The following is a 15,899-nucleotide window of genomic DNA, read 5'->3' on the forward strand; positions in this document are numbered from 1 at the left end:
ATCAGGAAAATAACAATTCACCTAATTTTTTTATTACTATTTGAGAATAAATTTCATTTTAATAAATATATGTTGTTGGTTAGGATGGTTGAGGGATGGAAGCGAGTGCAAGCAGTATAGAACAGCAAGAAGAGAATGTTAAAGAGATTAAGAGCAGACCGCTCATCGCTTCTATTATTTTAGTAGCGGGTACAATTTTGTTAGCTTTAAGCATGGCAGTTTCTATTTCTTTTGGGGCTGCAGATATTAGTTTAAAGACTGTATGGCAAGCTGTATTTCAGTTTGATGGATCTATTACACATCATAACGTAATTCAAGAGCTTCGCATGCCTAGAGCAATAGGGGGCGTAGTAGCAGGTGCCTTTTTAGCGGTATCAGGAGCAATTATGCAAGGTATGACGCGAAATCCACTTGCTTCACCATCATTAATGGGGATTACAGATGGGGCTGTATTTGGAATTGCAATTATGTATGCATTTTTCCCTAATTCACCTTATTTAATGTTTGTAATCGCATCTTTTATTGGAGCTGCGTTTGGTGCAAGCATTGTATATGGAATTGGGTCTTCTTCACCAGGTGGATTAACACCTGTGAAATTAGCTTTAGCAGGTGCAGCTATTAGTGCTTTATTAGGGGCAATTTCATCTGGAATCGCATTGTATTTCAATCTTGCCCAAGAGGTGAGCATGTGGAATGCAGGCGGAGTTGCTGGAGTGAAATGGCAAAGTATTAATATGTTAGTACCAATTGGCCTTGTTTGTCTTTTTATCGCAATTATGATGTCGAGATATATTACAATTTTGAGCTTCGGTGAAGAAATTGCAATTGGACTTGGTCAAAATACGACATTGATTAAATTTATCGGAACAGTACTTGTTCTTGTTTTAACGGGTTCTGCAGTTTCCATGGCAGGATCAGTTGGATTTGTCGGTCTTGTAATCCCGCATATGACTCGTTTCCTCGTAGGCTCGGACTATAGATGGGTTATTCCATGTTCTGCGGTCTTAGGCGGGCTGTTAATTGAATGTGCAGATATGTTATCTCGCGTTATTAACCCACCATTTGAAACGCCAATTGGAGCAATTACAGCGCTAATTGGGGTTCCATTCTTCCTCTACTTAGCACGTAATGAAGGGAGAGGAAAGATGTGAGGACGAGTGTCTTAACAAAAAAGAACATTTCTATATTAACGATTTTAGTAGGACTAATCATTTCTATATTTCTTATTAGTTTAAATACAGGAACTTTTAAAATCCCGCCAATGGACGTATTAAAGTCATTGGTTGGACTAGGGGCTGAAGATCAGTCTGTTATTTTATTTGAATTCCGTATGCCGCGTATGGTAATTGCTATACTAGTCGGATCTGCCTTAGCTATGTCAGGTGCGATTTTGCAAGGTTTATCGCGAAATCCGCTTGCTGATCCAGGTATTATAGGTATTAATGCTGGAGCGGGATTAACAGTTGTTATATTCGTCTACTTCTTCTTCGGGAAAGTAGGGACTGGTACATTTTTATCTGTATTCATTCTTCCATTCTTCGCACTAGTTGGAGCGATATTAGCAGCGGTAATTATTTATTTACTAGCATGGAAAGATGGCGTTTCATCGACTCGATTAATACTTGTCGGTATTGCCGTTGCAGCTGGATTTGGAGCTGTTAGTTTAATTTTCTCTATGAAGATGACATCTAACGATTTTCGTTTTGCTACGATTTGGCTAGCGGGAAGTCTGTGGGGTACAGATTGGAAATTTGTATTAAGTGTACTTCCATGGATGGTTATTTTCTTACCGCTTGCTATAAGTAAAGCACACATATTAAATGTAATGAACCTAGGCGATTCTACAGCAGTTGGCCTTGGTGTAAACGTAGAAAAAGAAAGACGTAAATTATTATTTATTGCAGTTTGTTTAGCAGGTGCATCTGTTGCTGTTGCCGGCGGAATTGGCTTTATCGGTTTAATGGCCCCGCATTTAGCAAGGCGCCTTGTTGGTGGTAAACATCAAATTATGTTGCCCACAGCTGCGCTAATAGGAACGTTTTTACTTTTATTCGCAGACGTAATTTCAAGAAGTGTACTAACAACTACAGAAATACCAGTCGGTCTTGTTATTTCTGTAATTGGTGCACCGTATTTCATTTATTTACTTATGAGGACAAAATAAAGGGAGGCTTTTCGTATGGCAACTTTAGCGGTGGATGCGGTATCTGTTGGCTATAATGAAGGTTTAATTATTGATGGATTAACAGTTGAAATTCCGGAAGGCAAAATTACAACAATTATTGGGCCAAATGGTTGTGGGAAGTCCACATTATTAAAAACGGCGTCTCGTATTTTGAAGGCAAAGCAAGGTACTGTTTATCTTGACGGAAAAGCAATTGAGAAACAGCCAACGAAAGAAATTGCAAAGAAAATGGCGATTTTACCACAAACTGCAGAAGTGCCAACGGGTCTTACTGTATTTGAGCTTGTGTCATATGGAAGATTCCCTCATCAAAAAGGGTTTGGCACGCTGAAAGAAGAGGATTATCGCTACATTAACTGGGCACTTGAAGTGACAGGAATGAAAGAATTTGCGAATCGTCCAGCAGAAGCGCTATCAGGTGGTCAACGTCAACGTGTGTGGATCGCAATGGCTCTTGCACAAGGGACAGAATTACTCGTATTAGATGAACCGACAACGTACTTAGATATGGCCCATCAATTAGAAGTATTAAACTTATTGAAAAAGTTAAATGAAGAAGAAGGTAGAACGATTGTTATGGTTATCCATGACTTAAACCACGCTTCTCGTTTCTCAGATCATATGATTGCATTAAAAGCAGGTAAGTTAATGAAACAAGGAACGCCAGATGAAGTTATGACAAGTGAAACACTTCGTAACGTATTTGAGATTGAAGCTCAAATCGTTCCATGCCCAGTAAACTGTAAGCCAATTTGTTTAACATATGATTTAGCGATGATTAGTAATCAATTGCGTAAAAAAGCATAAGTAGAACCCCCCTCGTGAAGAGGGGGACTTCTAATGGACGTTGAGCTTCTTATATAAGAATGGGAAGTTGAACGCCCGTTAGAATGGGTTATTAACAACAATTAATAAACATATATTGATTAATTGTTATCTTTGTTTCTTATAGTTCATTGTAACTTATAAGATAAATACAGCTAGAAGGAGTGGGAACATGAAGAATTTTAAAATGGCACTATTAGCAATGGTACTAGTTGTGACTTCTGTACTATTTGCAGCTTGTTCTAACAAAGAAGAAGAAAAGAAAGCAGATGCAAAGACTGAAGAGCGCACTGTAAAACATGCAAAAGGGGAAATTAAAATTCCTGCAAACCCAAAGAAAATTGCTGACCTTAGTGGTTCAACAGAAGAATTATTAATTTTCGGTATGAAACCGGTTATTACTGCTAATACATCTCAAGAAAAAATTGATGCACATATTGAAAAGAAACTAAAAGATGTTAAACCAGTTGGTTCTGCTTGGGGCGATAAAATTAACATCGAAGCAGTAGCTGCTGCAAAACCAGATTTAATTCTTGTAAATAATCGTCAAGAAAAGATTTATGACCAATTATCTAAAATTGCACCAACAGTTATGTTAAACACTCCATTAGATCAATGGCGTCCAAAATTCGAAGAAGTAGGTCAAATCTTCGGTAAAGAAAAAGAAACAAAAGAATGGTTCAAAAAGTATGATGAAAAAGCAAGCAAATTACATGACAAAATCGTCGCTAAAACTGGTGAAGCAACATTTATGAAAATGGCTGCATATCCAAATGCTTTCCGCGTATATGGTGATTACGGTTACGGTAGCGTAATCTTTAATGATTTAAAACTACCAGCAGTTAAAGGTACACCAACTGATAAACCGTTAGTACAAGTACAAAAAGAAGCTTTAATCGATTACAACCCAGATTACTTATTCGTATTTACAACTGGTGACGGTTCTCAGCGCTTAAAAGAATTCCAAGAAGAATCAATTTGGAAAAACATGAACGCTGTTAAAAATAACCACGTATTTACAATTAAAAATGAAGACTTAAACAAAGGTTACTTCCCACTAGGGAAAGATATGATCTTAGACGAAGTTGCTGAATTCGTTTTAGGTAAATAATGTATAAAGGAAATCACTTTTACTTCGGTAAAGGTGATTTTTTCTTTTTATAAAGGGAATTAATATAGTCTTTCATTTCTTTCTGTTTCTCATTTCGTTTATAATATAAAGTAAGAATGTAGTAAAGAAAGGGGGATGTCGGAAAGTGGTATATTTAAACGACAAACTCAGCGAAACAAAAGTGTTTAAAGACCCAGTACATAAATATGTGCACGTGCGTGATCGTGTTATTTGGGATTTAATCGGAACGAAAGAATTTCAACGCTTGCGCCGTATTAAGCAGCTTGGAACGACATTTTTTACATTTCACGGTGCAGAGCATAGTCGCTTTACTCATTCGTTAGGTGTATACGAAATTATTCGTCGTATGATTGATGATGTGTTTGATGGCAGACCAAATTGGAATGCTGAAGATAGATTGTTATGTTTATGTGCGGCATTACTTCATGATGTCGGCCACGGCCCATTTTCTCACTCGTTTGAAAAAGTATTTTCATTAGATCATGAGAAATTTACGCAAAAGATTATCGTTGGCAATACGGAGATTAATGATGTATTAAGTCGTGTTGATAAGGAGTTTCCACAAAAGGTAGCAGATGTAATTGCAAAAACGTCTACTAATAAATTAGCGATTAGTATGATTTCGAGCCAAATTGATGCGGATCGTATGGATTATTTATTAAGAGATGCTTATTTTACAGGCGTAAAGTACGGAAACTTCGATATGGAACGTATACTGCGTGTAATGCGTCCGTATGGGAATCAAGTAGTCATTAAAAATAGTGGTATGCATGCTGTTGAGCATTACATTATGAGTCGTTATCAAATGTATTGGCAAGTATATTTCCACCCGGTAACGCGAAGTGCAGAAGTTATTTTAACGAAGATTTTACACCGTGCGAAATCACTGCACGAGAAGTATTATACATTTAAAAATCATCCTGTTCATTTCTATTCTTTATTTGAAGAAGAAGTAACAGTAGAGGATTATTTAAAGTTAGACGAGAACGTTATGTATTACTACTTCCAAGTATGGCAGGAAGAAGAAGATCCAATTTTAAGCGATTTATGCCGCCGTTTTATGAATCGAAATCTATTTAAATATGTAGAGTTTACAGATAAACACGGTTTAGATAATTGGATGGAATTAAGTAGTTTATTTAAAAAGATTGGACTTGATCCGGAGTATTATTTAGTAGTTGATTCAACATCAGACTTACCGTATGACTTTTATCGTGCAGGAGAAGAAGAAGAGCGTCTACCAATCCTACTTCTTATGCCAAACGGAGAGCTTAGAGAGCTTTCACGTGAGTCGGATATTGTTGAGGCGATTACAGGTAAGAAAAGAACGGATCAAAAGCTATTCTATCCACATGATTTAATCTATGAAGATGGAAGAAAAGGAAAATATAAAGAGAGAATTATTGAGTTGTTAGAAGGAAAGAAATAAGAAGCAGCTAATGGCTGCTTCTTATGAAAAAACTTGAAATTATTTGTCGCTTAAGCGTTTTCCGCCAACTGCATAATGGTTTTTAGACATTTCTTCGATGAAAACAACGATGTTTTCTTCAGGAGCACCAGTTGTTTCGCTTACTGCTGCTGTTACTTTCTCAGCAAGAGCTTTCTTTTGTTCTTCTGTGCGTCCTTCTAGCATTTTCACTGTTACGTATGGCATGTACAATCGCTCCTTTTATGTAAGTTACACTCTTATTATAGCGGATTATGGGGAAGAACAATCGAAAAAACAAATAATTTCTTTTTTTGACATATGGAAGAGGAGATGAAGCATGGATCAGTTATTTAGATACCCGTTGCACCAAATTCCTTTGGTAGCAATGGCCATTATTATCGCATTATCAGTTCATGAATTTGCACATGCATATGTAGCATATAAATTTGGAGACGATACAGCAAAGAGACAAGGCCGTTTGACTTTATCACCGATGGCACACTTAGATCCTATAGGTTTGATTGCAGTATTAATTCTTGGATTCGGTTGGGCAAGACCGGTTCCTGTTAACCCATATAACTTTAAAAGACCGCGTCTTGCAGGTATATTAGTTTCAATTGCAGGGCCGATTAGTAACTTAATTTTAAGCGCAATTGGTTTAATTATTTGGTATAGCTTATTAAAATTTGGTGTATTATACTCAATTCCATCTGCAGTGGCAGATACGTTAGCTCAATTTTTCCAGATTTTTATTATGCTGAATATCGTTTTACTTGTATTTAACTTATTACCGATCCCACCACTTGATGGGTATCGCGTAGTGGAAGATTTAGCACCAGCAAATATTCGCGCGAAAATGACACAGTATGAAAAATACGGGGCAATTGCGTTATTAATTCTCGTTATTACACCGCTTAGTAATTACACAATTCAACCTATTTTTCAGGTAGTTATTCCGCATGTATTTGTATTTTTAGATAGCGTCATTGCGCCTATTTTTGGCCTTTTATAATTTTTAAGTGAGGAGGATTTTACATATGACAGAGAAAAAGAAAAAAATCGGTTTTAATATCGTGAAAAATGATTCAACAGATGGACATGGTGGATTTGGTGTTGGAGCATTAAGCTTAGAAAACATTTCACCTGTATTTGTTGATGTACTAGAGAAGACTGCATTCGTTGATATCGGTGCGATGCATGCGCGTAGTACAGTAGAAAAAGGTATTAAGTTTTTAACAAATAAAGATGAGGTTCCAAACGGAAAACCGTTTTGGCTTGTTTGGGTAACGATTGAAAGAACTGCAACGGGTGCGTATTACGCAGGTGTAACAGCTTGTGAAATGACAGTTGACCGTGAGATTCGCCGCGGATATAAATCACTTCCAGAGCACGTAAATAAAATGGATAAATCATTGAAGCGTCACATTATGGTTGACCATATGGACGAGTCATCTAAAAAGGTACTTGGTACGTTCTTAAAAGAACATAATGAAGCGATTTGGAACGAATCTAGTGAAGAATTGCGCCGTGCATTATTAAGTGAATAAAAAATAGCTGACGGGTGCCCGTCAGCTATTTTTTTTACCAAGGAAGATATTTTTTCCACCAACTTGTTTTTTTCTTTTCTTCAGTCGTTTTTTCAAATTCTTCTTTATCATCGACGTGATCCATACAATATTCAGTCGGTTCGGTACCTTTAGCGAAATACATTTTCACAGAAATAGGACAATTTTTTGTAGCAATTTTACCGTTCTCTGGATTGATATTAACCGCTACGACGTCACTTGGTTGTTTAAATTCTTTTTTAGGCTGTCCATCTAAGCCCTTCTCCATCGTATCAGTCCATATTTTCTTCGCATACCCTTGTTCTGCTACGTTTGAAATAGATTTAGGTTGATCGTATCCGACCCATACACCTGTTACGATTTGCGGAGTAAATCCGATCATCCAACTATCCGTTTCAGTAGAACCAGATTTGCCGGCATATGTTCTTGATAGTTTGGATAACATCGATTGACCAGTTACAGCAGCATAGCTGCTTAGTTTCTTATTAAACATACCAGTCATCATTTCTTCCATTACAAACGCTTTGCTCTTGTCGAGAACTTGTTTACTCTCTAAATGAGCATCGTATAATATATTTCCTTCATGATCCATAATGCGGCGAATGAAAGTAGGTTTTACTTCTTTTCCACCGTTTGCGAACATGCTATAAGCGTTAACCATTTCAATTGGTTTTACTGGTGATGTACCGAGAGCTAGAGAAGGCACATCTTTTAATGCACTTGTAATTCCAAACTGTTTCGCTGTTTTTGCAAGCGCGTCATCGCCTAAAAACAAATTTGTTTTCACAGCATAAATGTTATCAGAGACTGCGAGAGCTTGTGCCATCGTTACGAAATCATCTGCATAATAATCTTTATAGTTCTTCGGTTTATACTTTGAAACGCCGTCACCTAAGGTGAATACAGTATATTCGCTTTTTAAGCGTGTAGCAGGCGTGAATCCTCGTTCTAATGCTGCATAATATAGAAATGGCTTAAATGTAGAACCAGGCTGACGAATGGCTTGTGTAGCCCTGTTAAATTGACTCGTAGTATAATCAGTTCCACCAACAAGAGCAGCCACTTCACCTGTCTTTGGATTCATAGAGACGAGAGCAGTTTGTATGTTTGTTGTGTCAGGTATGTGATCTTTTACACCTTGTTCTGCTACAGCTTGTAGTTTAGGGTCTAGCGTTGTATAAATTCGCAAGCCACCCCGTTGTAAAGCTTGTTCGTCTAATCCAACATCACGAAGGAGCGAAGCTTGTACAGCATCTTGGAAATATGGTGCGACCTCTGCTACTTTTTTCGTATCTAATGAGGCAAAAGTTAGTGGCTCTTTCTTCGCTAAGGCTGCTTGTTGCTTCGTAATATATCCTTGCTTTACCATTTCATCTAATATGAGAGCTTGTCGTCCTTTCGCACGATCCTCTTTCAAAAAGGGAGAATAGACACTTGGCCCTTTCGGGATACCTGCGAGCATACTAGCTTCTGCTAATGTTAACTCTTTTGCCGTTTTATCGAAATATAGACGGGACGCAGCTTCGATGCCATAAGCGCCATGTCCGTAATAAATTGTATTTAAATATCCTTCTAAAATATGATTTTTATTATAATTCACCTCAAGGCGAATTGTGTACATTGCTTCTAATAGTTTACGTTTCCACGTTTTATCATGATCTAAGTAAAGGTTACGAGCATACTGTTGTGTAATCGTACTAGCACCTTGGACTTTTGCCATCGCTTTTAAATCGGCAACAATGGCACCAGCAATACGTTTCATATCAAAGCCATGATGTTTGTAGAATCGTTGATCTTCAATAGATAGTGTCGCCTCTTTTACATAAGGTGAAATTTCATTAAGAGATACATTGTAACGTTTTTGCATTTCATTACTTTGTCCTATAACAGTGTCATCATTTGCGTAAAAGACGCTTGTTTGCGGGACCGCAACAGGAGGAGGTCCCATAATTTTTGCAACTATAATAATAACAAAAAAAGAAAAAACGAAGAAAAGGACGCAAGAAAACATTGCGGTGAAGAAAAGACGTTTATATTTTTTAAGTTTTGGATTCATAGTTTGATCCATCTTTTTTCAGCCCCTCATTAATACAAGCGTTATTGTATTAGTATTGAGGGTTTTCGTTTATTTTAAACAATGAAATTTCGAAAATAAAAAAGCCCCTTCCATTAAGAAAGGAGCTCAAAGGCACGTGCTGGCCAATCGGTAATGATGACATCTACACCATAATCAATCATAGTTTGTAAATCTTTGTATTCATTAATTGTATATGGACGGAAAACATACCCTTGCTCTTGTGCTAACTGCACAAATTCTTTCGTTAATAACTGGAAGTTTGGATGTAATCCATTTGCTTCTCTATGTTTTGCTTCGGCAATTGGATCAGCAAGTGGTGTATCATATAAAATTGCTCTTGGGATTTCAGGAGCAATTTCTGCTAATAATGAAACAGAGTCATGGTTAAATGATGAAAATACAATTTGATTAGAAAGATGATATTCACGCACAAGTGCGACAGCTTTTTCCTCAATATTTGGGTAATGAATAACATCTGTCTTTAATTCAATATTTAGTTGTAAGTTCGTTGTGGAAAGCCAAATGAAAACCTCGCGCAATGTTGGGATTTTTGTTTCATGGAAAGAAGGGTCTTTATAGCTACCAGCGTCCAATGATTGTAGTTCCTCCACCGTTTTTTCCGAAACAAGTCCAACGCCATTTGTTGTGCGATCGACGGTTTCATCGTGAATTACGACAAGTTCACCATCTTTTGATAAGTGGACATCGAGTTCAATTCCGTGAGCGCCAATGCGTTCTGCTTCTTGGAAGGCAATCATCGTATTTTCGGGATGTGTTCCTTTTACTCCGCGATGAGCGAAAATAAGTGGTTTAATCATGTGAAATTCTCCTTATTATCTCATTTCTTTTATTATGAAACTGCTTTAGGGAAAATACAATTGAATATGACAAACATTTACAAAAGTCTAACAGTTGCAGAAAAGTTAACGTTAACGTAAAATGTAATAATCAAGTGAAGGGAGGAATAAACATGTATAAAATTGATGAAGTAACAAAGCAAGTCGGTTTAACAAAACGTACACTTCGTTATTATGAGGAAATTGGTTTAATTCATCCCCCAGAACGTAGTGAGGGAAATATTCGTCTGTATACTGATGAGGATATTGCCAGAATTAAAAGAATTGTAGAAGCGAAAGAAGTGCTAGGAATCACACTTCAAGAAATGCAGCATTTCTTATCACTAAAAGAAAGAATGGAGCAAAGGAGAAATAGCGAGAACCCTCGTGATCGTGAAGTGATTCAAGAAATTAAAGATATGCTTGAAAAACAAGTGCAAACGTTAGACGAAAAAATGGAGCAAATGCAACGTGTAAAGGCAGAACTCGAAGATAGTTTACATCGTGCAGTAACATTTTTAGAGAGCACAAAAGGAGAGTAATCAAAATGGAGAGCAAACAAAAACTAGGGAGATTGATTACAGTGGTGGCTACCTTCCTTGCCTTTTCGGGTATAGGAGTAGTCGACCCAATTTTGCCAATTATTGCAGAGAAAATTGGTGCAACACATTGGCAAGTTGAAATGTTATTTACCGCTTATATTTTAACGATGGCAATCATGATGTTACCAGCTGGTATATTTGCATCGAGATTTGGTGATAAACGGATGATGACAATCGGCCTTGCGATTGTGACTGTATTTGCGTTTATATGTGGTATATCGCAAACGATTGCTCAATTATCTCTTTTCCGCGCTGGATGGGGATTAGGAAATGCGATGTTTTTTGCTACAGCAATGACGCTGTTAATAACATTAAGTAAAGAAGTTCATGAAGCAGTAGGATTATACGAAGCAGCTATCGGTTTAGGCATGGCTGGCGGACCATTATTAGGCGGGATATTAGGTGGTCATTCTTGGCGTTATCCGTTTTTCGCGACGAGTATTTTAATTTTCTTAGCATTTATTTTAGTATTCTTTTTTGTAAAAGAACCAGAGCGAAAAGTGAAGCGTAAGGCTGCTGGCGTAGGGGAATTACTTAACCTGGTGAAGTATAAACCATTTATGCAAGGTGCCATTTCAGGGATGCTATACTACTACGGATTTTTTGTCGTGTTAGCATATTCACCACTTATTATGCATTTATCAGCTATTCAATTAGGTTTTGTATTTTGCGGATGGGGACTCGCGTTAGCTTACGGTTCTGCAATTTTAGCACATAAGCTAGAAGGGAAATATGAACCAAAAACATTATTGAAGGGTAGTTTACTCGTATTTGCGATTTTCTTAATTGCACTATTCTTTGTGAAAATTATGTGGTTACAAATTACTCTTATCGTTTTATCAGGATTGGCATCTGGTTTAAACAATGCATTATATACAAGTTATGTAATGGATATTTCACCTTATGAAAGATCTGTTACGTCAGGTGTTTATAACTTCGTTCGTTGGCTAGGGGGCGCAATTGCTCCGATTTTATCAGGAGTTATCGGTCATACTGTTTCACCACAAAGTCCGTTTTTAGTAGGTGGAATTGTGGTATTAGTTGGTTGTATTATGATCCTAATTCCAATTCGTAAACCAGTAGAAATAGAGACAAAAGCCCTTTCTTAAGAAAGGGTTTTCTTTCCTTTTACGGTGCAAACCCTTTCTGCACATATGTTAGAACCCTCTGACTAAAATATATTTTCGGTATTTTTGTACTTTTAACTATACATTTTGGATGTTTTGTTTTATTTTTGTTAGGGGACATTAATGATGTCCCTATTATAAATTTGCATTGAAAGGCGTGATTGTACGATGGAACTATGGTTCACTGAAAAACAAACAAAACATTTTGGGATTACGGCGCGTATTAACCGCACATTACATACGGAGCAAACAGAATTCCAAAAACTTGATATGGTTGAAACGGAAGAGTTCGGAAACATGCTTATTTTAGATGGCATGGTTATGACGACAGAAAAAGATGAGTTCGTTTACCATGAAATGGTAGCGCACGTACCTTTATTTACACATCCAAACCCTGAAAACGTATTAGTTGTTGGTGGCGGTGATGGCGGTGTTATTCGTGAAGTGTTAAAACACCCAAGCGTAAAGAAAGCAACTCTTGTTGAAATCGATGGAAAAGTAATTGAGTACTCTAAACAATACTTACCATCAATTGCAGGTGCATTAGATAATGAGCGTGTAGAAGTGAAAGTAGGAGACGGTTTCCTACATATCGCAGAAAGCGAAAATGAATATGACGTAATTATGGTAGATTCTACTGAGCCAGTAGGACCAGCAGTAAACCTATTTACAAAAGGCTTCTATGCTGGAATTTCAAAAGCGTTAAAAGAAGATGGTATTTTCGTTGCTCAAACGGACAACCCTTGGTTTACACCAGAATTAATTACAACTGTGTTTAAAGATGTAAAAGAGATTTTCCCAATTACTCGTTTATACACAGCGAATATTCCAACTTATCCAAGTGGTCTTTGGACATTCACAATCGGATCTAAAAAACATGATCCATTAGAAGTAAGTGAAGAGCGTTTCCACGAAATCGAAACGAAATACTACACAAAAGAATTACACAATGCAGCATTCGCATTACCGAAATTTGTTGGCGATCTAATTAAGTAAGAGAATCGTATCGAACAAATAAAGTGTAAGTAGCTCATTTAAGGTGTTTGTCCAGAAGACTTGAACATGCTAGCTATTTACACTTCTGTAAAGAAAATTGTCTTCTTGTATGAAACAGAAGACCCGGTAAATCGAGAAAGAGGAGCAACTCGCTCCAAATTTGAGAAATAATGAAAGGTTGGGATACCTTAAGTTCCACATAAGGAGGAAAAGAATATGCGTTTTGATGAAGCTTATTCAGGTAAAGTATTTATTAAAAGTCATCCAAGTTTTGAAGAGTCAGAGGTAGTTATTTACGGGATGCCTATGGATTGGACAGTAAGTTACCGTCCAGGATCTCGCTTTGGCCCTGCACGTATTCGTGAAGTATCAATCGGTCTTGAAGAATATAGTCCGTATTTAGATCGTGAACTAGAAGAGGTAAAATATTTTGATGCGGGTGATATCCCATTACCATTCGGAAATGCACAACGCAGCTTAGACATGATTGAAGAATATGTATCAAAACTTTTAGATGCCGGTAAGTTTCCACTAGGTCTCGGCGGTGAGCACCTAGTGTCTTGGCCAATTTTTAAGGCAATGGCAAAAAAATATCCGGATTTAGTAATCATCCATATGGATGCTCATACTGATTTACGTGAATCGTATGAAGGGGAGCCTTTATCCCACTCTACACCTATTCGTAAAGTGTGTGATTTAATTGGTCCGGAAAACGTATATTCTTTCGGAATTCGTTCTGGAATGAAGGAAGAATTTGAATGGGCGAAAGAAGTAGGTATGAACTTATACAAGTTTGACGTATTAGAACCGTTAAAAGAAGTATTACCGAAACTTGCAGGACGCCCAGTCTATGTCACAATCGACATTGATGTATTAGACCCAGCTCACGCTCCAGGAACAGGAACGTTAGAAGCTGGCGGTATCACATCTAAAGAATTATTAGATTCCATCGTAGCAATTGCAAATTCAAATATAAATGTAGTTGGAGCAGACTTAGTAGAAGTAGCTCCAGTCTACGACCATAGTGATCAAACACCAGTCGCAGCAAGCAAATTCGTGCGGGAAATGCTGCTCGGTTGGGTGAAATAAAAGTGAAGCCGACTGTTTAGACCCGGTGGCTAAGGTTCTTTCCTGCAAAAGGTGCTTTTTACCTTTTGGCAGGGAAGGTTCTTAGACGCAATGGTCTAGGAGGCGTAACTGGATAGTAATAAAAGCGGAGGCAGCTCGCTCAGAATCGCAGGTCATTGGAACGCTCGATCGAGAAGCACTTTTGGCGCAGGCCGAGAGTGTGAAATGGCCAGAGATTCTAGCCGCTGCAGCTAGATAAAGTAAAAGCCCTCTATATGATTAGAGGGCTTTTATTTTGTCGTTATGTGTCGGTAAGTCGATATATTTAAAAAATCGCCGATATAATTTCATTTACCGTTATGCAACATAAAAAAGAGCTATTCTCAAATGATGGGAATAGCTCTTTTTCTTATGCAACTTTCTCTTCTGAAGCAATGCCGCGAATTTCATCAGCAGAGCGGATCGGATATTTACGGAAAACAATAGATCCGATGTATCCGACAATAGTGGTAACGATTCCGCATAGTACGGCAGCAATCGTTACTTTTATAACGTCATTAAATCCGAATAGGACAAGAAGACCTGGAATTGGTGATGCTGTTCCAGGTGCATTATTAACAAGCTGGAATAGCGATGTAATAATACCAGCAAGTGCACCGCCAACGAAATTTGTCATATAGATTGGAATTGGATTTGCTGAGACAACATCGGCTTGTGTTAAAGGCTCGATTGCTACAGCAATTGTATCTTTCTTTGAACAAATTTTTAATCGTTTAAAGAAAATAAAGTTCATCGGGGCTGAGGCTGCAACGGCCAGACTAGCAATTGCCATTGGTAAACCTGTTAATCCAAGCATTGCAGTTAGTGCCATAGAACTCAGTGGAGAGGTAGAAATAACTGTTATTAATCCACCAAGCATAATACCCATAATGATAGGACTTTCTGTAGTTGCAACTGAAATCATAGAACCGATTTTACCGAGTGTTGCGTTAACGAGCGGATCCATAAGCATTGCCATTCCGCGTGAGATTGGTGCAGCGATAAATAGGATTGCTAAAAATTCCACACCAGCTGGTAATTTCTTTTCGAGAAATTTCACGACGAAGGCACAAACGTATCCAGCGAAAAATCCTGGTAAAATACCGAATCCACTAGTAGCGATACCAATTAAAACAGCGTATACGGGGGAAACACCGATTGCTAATGCGACTAAAATCGCTGCTGCGACACCGCTCATACTACCGGAAGCTTCTCCTACTGATTGTAAAAAGTCATTATGAAACATTTCTCCACCTATATAACGGTGAAATGCTTCAATAAGAAAACTTGCAATTGCTGCATTAGCTAAAGCGCCCATCGCCTTCATTCCGTAAGGCGCGCGGTAACTGAAAAGTGTAAATAGACAAAGTACAACGAGTAATAGTGCTAAACCTTGCAAGATAGCCATTTGAAAACTGTCTCCTTTGATTTTTGTAATAAAAATTCGTATCATTCAATAATAATATAAAAGTGTATGAAACGGAAAAATTTTTTCTTGGGAACTTGCTGTAAGAAAAAATCCCTTACAATAATGTAAGGAAAGTGTAAGACTTTTAGATAGAGTATAGTATGCTCTTTTCCGTATAATACAAGTATAGATATAATACTAGCGAGAAAGAAGTGCAAACAGGAGGTTCATGTATGAAATTGGTAATTAAAGTTTTAGCTGTATTCGCCATTATTCTAGGTGGAACAGCGTATTATTTAAACACAAAAACAGAAGGTGTACATGCTTTTGTAGACAACTTCTTTTCAAATAAAGAAATACAAGATTATTATGCGGTTGTAGATAAAGGTGAGAAAAAAGACGGTGAATATTTGTATACATTTAAAGGGTATACAGAGGACGGAAAGCAACAAATTATTAAAAGAATGGTAAATCGTGAATTGCATGCAGGTGCTTTTATAAAAATTTATGCAAAAGGTATGCAAGGAAAAGGATGGGCTGAAATAACGAAAGAGTCAATACCGCAAAAAGCGTTGGAAAAAATAGAAAAACCATAAAAGGAGCGACTCAT

Annotated in this window: 16 protein-coding genes; 12 read left to right on the plus strand and 4 right to left on the minus strand. The window is 37.4% G+C overall.

Translation table 11 applies throughout. From position 1 onward, the window contains the following. Nucleotides 1-95 precede the first annotated feature (95 nt). The 5 genes from ACTFRH_RS18860 (at nt 96) to ACTFRH_RS18880 (ending at nt 5,571) form a co-directional block, all read left to right on the plus strand. The gene (locus ACTFRH_RS18860; RefSeq protein WP_000388294.1) at nt 96-1,151 is read left to right on the plus strand and encodes a FecCD family ABC transporter permease; all 1,056 of its coding nucleotides are present in this window, start codon (nt 96-98) and stop codon (nt 1,149-1,151) included. Continuing rightward, on the plus strand, nt 1,148-2,164 hold the full coding sequence (locus ACTFRH_RS18865) for a FecCD family ABC transporter permease (protein ID WP_001260752.1): 1,017 nt from the start codon (nt 1,148-1,150) through the stop codon (nt 2,162-2,164). The genes ACTFRH_RS18860 and ACTFRH_RS18865 overlap by 4 nt, the downstream gene beginning before the upstream one ends. Nucleotides 2,165-2,179: 15 nt before the next feature. Beyond that, a complete protein-coding gene (locus ACTFRH_RS18870; RefSeq protein ID WP_000212068.1) occupies nt 2,180-2,992 on the plus strand; it encodes an ABC transporter ATP-binding protein in 813 nt (270 codons plus the stop codon). A 190-nt stretch (nt 2,993-3,182) separates the two neighbouring features. Beyond that, complete coding sequence (locus ACTFRH_RS18875) at nt 3,183-4,121, plus strand: ABC transporter substrate-binding protein (RefSeq protein ID WP_000787724.1); 939 nt, start codon at nt 3,183-3,185, stop codon at nt 4,119-4,121. A 145-nt stretch (nt 4,122-4,266) separates the two neighbouring features. After that, nucleotides 4,267-5,571 carry an HD domain-containing protein gene (locus ACTFRH_RS18880; RefSeq protein ID WP_000262742.1) on the plus strand — a complete coding sequence of 435 codons (1,305 nt, stop codon included), beginning with the start codon at nt 4,267-4,269 and terminating at the stop codon, nt 5,569-5,571. Between the two features lie 39 nt (nt 5,572-5,610). On the opposite strand, the gene ACTFRH_RS18885 is transcribed toward ACTFRH_RS18880, so the two are convergent. Beyond that, on the minus strand, nt 5,611-5,796 hold the full coding sequence (locus ACTFRH_RS18885; RefSeq protein ID WP_001147171.1) for a 2-hydroxymuconate tautomerase: 186 nt from the start codon (nt 5,794-5,796) through the stop codon (nt 5,611-5,613). Between the two features lie 112 nt (nt 5,797-5,908). Between ACTFRH_RS18885 and ACTFRH_RS18890 the strand changes: the two genes are divergently transcribed. After that, nucleotides 5,909-6,583 (plus strand): site-2 protease family protein, encoded by a 675-nt coding sequence (locus tag ACTFRH_RS18890; RefSeq protein WP_000372452.1) that lies wholly within the window; start codon nt 5,909-5,911, stop codon nt 6,581-6,583. A 25-nt stretch (nt 6,584-6,608) separates the two neighbouring features. Continuing rightward, nucleotides 6,609-7,118, plus strand: a complete 510-nt coding sequence (locus ACTFRH_RS18895) for a YwhD family protein (protein ID WP_000136678.1) — start codon at nt 6,609-6,611, stop codon at nt 7,116-7,118. A gap of 34 nt (nt 7,119-7,152) precedes the next feature. On the opposite strand, the gene ACTFRH_RS18900 is transcribed toward ACTFRH_RS18895, so the two are convergent. Both ACTFRH_RS18900 and ACTFRH_RS18905 read right to left on the minus strand, forming a co-directional pair. After that, nucleotides 7,153-9,204, minus strand: a complete 2,052-nt coding sequence (locus ACTFRH_RS18900) for a transglycosylase domain-containing protein (RefSeq protein WP_000372969.1) — start codon at nt 9,202-9,204, stop codon at nt 7,153-7,155. Nucleotides 9,205-9,305: 101 nt separating this feature from the next. Continuing rightward, on the minus strand, nt 9,306-10,031 hold the full coding sequence (locus ACTFRH_RS18905) for a glycerophosphodiester phosphodiesterase (RefSeq protein ID WP_440048782.1): 726 nt from the start codon (nt 10,029-10,031) through the stop codon (nt 9,306-9,308). Between the two features lie 152 nt (nt 10,032-10,183). Here ACTFRH_RS18905 and ACTFRH_RS18910 point away from each other — a divergent pair, with 152 nt between their 5' ends. From ACTFRH_RS18910 to speB, 4 genes are all read left to right on the plus strand, one after another. Next, nucleotides 10,184-10,591, plus strand: a complete 408-nt coding sequence (locus ACTFRH_RS18910; RefSeq protein ID WP_000276560.1) for a MerR family transcriptional regulator — start codon at nt 10,184-10,186, stop codon at nt 10,589-10,591. Nucleotides 10,592-10,596: 5 nt separating this feature from the next. Beyond that, entirely contained in the window at nt 10,597-11,760 is a 1,164-nt protein-coding gene (locus tag ACTFRH_RS18915) for an MFS transporter (protein ID WP_000444240.1), read from the plus strand. A gap of 186 nt (nt 11,761-11,946) precedes the next feature. Further along, the gene (speE, locus tag ACTFRH_RS18920; protein ID WP_000424696.1) at nt 11,947-12,774 is read left to right on the plus strand and encodes a polyamine aminopropyltransferase; all 828 of its coding nucleotides are present in this window, start codon (nt 11,947-11,949) and stop codon (nt 12,772-12,774) included. A 216-nt stretch (nt 12,775-12,990) separates the two neighbouring features. After that, nucleotides 12,991-13,863: an agmatinase gene (speB, locus tag ACTFRH_RS18925; protein WP_001209827.1), complete on the plus strand. Its 873-nt coding sequence runs from the start codon at nt 12,991-12,993 to the stop codon at nt 13,861-13,863. Between the two features lie 388 nt (nt 13,864-14,251). Here the strand turns inward: speB and ACTFRH_RS18930 are convergent, their stop codons facing one another. Further along, entirely contained in the window at nt 14,252-15,289 is a 1,038-nt protein-coding gene (locus ACTFRH_RS18930) for a PTS sugar transporter subunit IIC (protein ID WP_000996307.1), read from the minus strand. Between the two features lie 233 nt (nt 15,290-15,522). Here ACTFRH_RS18930 and ACTFRH_RS18935 point away from each other — a divergent pair, with 233 nt between their 5' ends. After that, the gene (locus ACTFRH_RS18935) at nt 15,523-15,885 is read left to right on the plus strand and encodes a YxeA family protein (RefSeq protein WP_000779931.1); all 363 of its coding nucleotides are present in this window, start codon (nt 15,523-15,525) and stop codon (nt 15,883-15,885) included. Nucleotides 15,886-15,899 lie beyond the last annotated feature (14 nt).

It is taken from the genome of Bacillus cereus group sp. MYBK216-1 (assembly GCF_051916495.1).
Classification (GTDB): Bacteria; Bacillota; Bacilli; order Bacillales; family Bacillaceae_G; genus Bacillus_A; species Bacillus_A thuringiensis_K.

Excerpts from the sequence above, each read along its gene's own strand:
- ACTFRH_RS18860 (WP_000388294.1), top strand. The coding sequence starts at position 96 with ATGGAAGCGAGTGCAAGCAGTATAGAACAGCAAGAAGAGAATGTTAAA.
- ACTFRH_RS18870 (WP_000212068.1), top strand. The coding sequence starts at position 2,180 with ATGGCAACTTTAGCGGTGGATGCGGTATCTGTTGGCTATAATGAAGGT.
- ACTFRH_RS18875 (WP_000787724.1), top strand. The coding sequence starts at position 3,183 with ATGAAGAATTTTAAAATGGCACTATTAGCAATGGTACTAGTTGTGACT.
- ACTFRH_RS18885 (WP_001147171.1), bottom strand. The coding sequence starts at position 5,796 with ATGCCATACGTAACAGTGAAAATGCTAGAAGGACGCACAGAAGAACAA.
- ACTFRH_RS18890 (WP_000372452.1), top strand. The coding sequence starts at position 5,909 with ATGGATCAGTTATTTAGATACCCGTTGCACCAAATTCCTTTGGTAGCA.
- ACTFRH_RS18895 (WP_000136678.1), top strand. The coding sequence starts at position 6,609 with ATGACAGAGAAAAAGAAAAAAATCGGTTTTAATATCGTGAAAAATGAT.
- ACTFRH_RS18900 (WP_000372969.1), bottom strand. The coding sequence starts at position 9,204 with ATGGATCAAACTATGAATCCAAAACTTAAAAAATATAAACGTCTTTTC.
- ACTFRH_RS18905 (WP_440048782.1), bottom strand. The coding sequence starts at position 10,031 with ATGATTAAACCACTTATTTTCGCTCATCGCGGAGTAAAAGGAACACAT.
- ACTFRH_RS18910 (WP_000276560.1), top strand. The coding sequence starts at position 10,184 with ATGTATAAAATTGATGAAGTAACAAAGCAAGTCGGTTTAACAAAACGT.
- ACTFRH_RS18915 (WP_000444240.1), top strand. The coding sequence starts at position 10,597 with ATGGAGAGCAAACAAAAACTAGGGAGATTGATTACAGTGGTGGCTACC.
- speE (WP_000424696.1), top strand. The coding sequence starts at position 11,947 with ATGGAACTATGGTTCACTGAAAAACAAACAAAACATTTTGGGATTACG.
- speB (WP_001209827.1), top strand. The coding sequence starts at position 12,991 with ATGCGTTTTGATGAAGCTTATTCAGGTAAAGTATTTATTAAAAGTCAT.
- ACTFRH_RS18930 (WP_000996307.1), bottom strand. The coding sequence starts at position 15,289 with ATGGCTATCTTGCAAGGTTTAGCACTATTACTCGTTGTACTTTGTCTA.
- ACTFRH_RS18935 (WP_000779931.1), top strand. The coding sequence starts at position 15,523 with ATGAAATTGGTAATTAAAGTTTTAGCTGTATTCGCCATTATTCTAGGT.